The organism is Sodalis-like endosymbiont of Proechinophthirus fluctus (assembly GCF_001602625.1).
GTDB lineage: Bacteria > Pseudomonadota > Gammaproteobacteria > Enterobacterales > Enterobacteriaceae.
This window is the reverse complement of record NZ_LECR01000090.1, coordinates 15,925-16,901: the sequence shown is the minus strand read 5'-3', so window position 1 is coordinate 16,901 and position 977 is coordinate 15,925. Positions and strand designations below refer to the sequence as shown.

1 protein-coding gene is annotated in these 977 nt (G+C 57.0%); it reads right to left on the bottom strand.

Annotation, left to right across the window (positions count from 1 at the left end; all coding sequences use genetic code 11):
• A partial coding sequence (locus BG74_RS18305; protein ID WP_244267482.1) for a proline dehydrogenase family protein occupies positions 1-977 on the bottom strand: 977 nt, incomplete at both ends.

The window sequence follows — 977 nt, the reverse complement described above, 5'->3', positions numbered from 1 at the left end:
CCGCGGCACGCTCGGTGGGCGGCGTGGCAGACCAGAGCGTGCCGCGGTGAGCGGCGGCGGCCAATGCCTGCGTTACCTCTTCACGAGTTGCAGGCCGGTATTCACCCACCACATCCCGATTGTCCGCCGGATTGTGCACCGGATGCATCGGGCCGTCGCTCGCCTTGCCTACGATGACCGGTACAGCTTGCCAAGTTTGATGTTCGCTATGAAGTAACGCGGCTGATAGGGATGCCAGCCGGTGCTCATTGGCCAGATCCAGTCCGGCGGAATTGCGCCGTTGCGGGCCATAAAGATCGCGCGGCAAAGGGATTTTCGGATGGGGAAGGCCAGCGCGTCCTTCTCCCACCGCGAGGGCGCTCACTTCCTGCACTGGATCGGCAATTAGCTGCTCCAGCGGCACGGCGATATCGGCGATGCGATTGACGAACGAGGTATTGGCGCCATTTTCTAGCAAACGCCGCACTAGATAGGCCAGTAGGGTTTCATGCGTGCCGACGGGGGCATATATCCGACAGGGCCGGTTGAGTTTGCCATCGGAGATTTTACCCACTACCTGGTCATAAAGCGGTTCGCCCATGCCGTGCAGGCACTGGAACTCGTACTGACCCGGGTAGTAATTTTGGCCGGCAAAATGGTAAATTGCCGCTAGGGTATGGGCGTTATGGGTAGCGAACTGAGGATAAATATAGTACGGCACGGAGAGCAATTTGCGCGCACAGGCAAGATAGGAAAGGTCGGTATAAATCTTGCGGGTAAATACTGGGTAATCCTCCAACCCTTCTATTTGCGTGCGTTTAATTTCACTGTCCCAATAAGCACCTTTCACCAGCCTTATCATCAGGCGGCGCTGGCTGCGCTTGGCGAGATCAATCAACTCATCGATTACTTGTGGGCAGCGTTTCTGGTAAGCCTGAATGACGAAGCCGATGCCGTTCCAGCCCGCTAGCTCTGGCTCGAAGCAAAGTTTAGCCAGT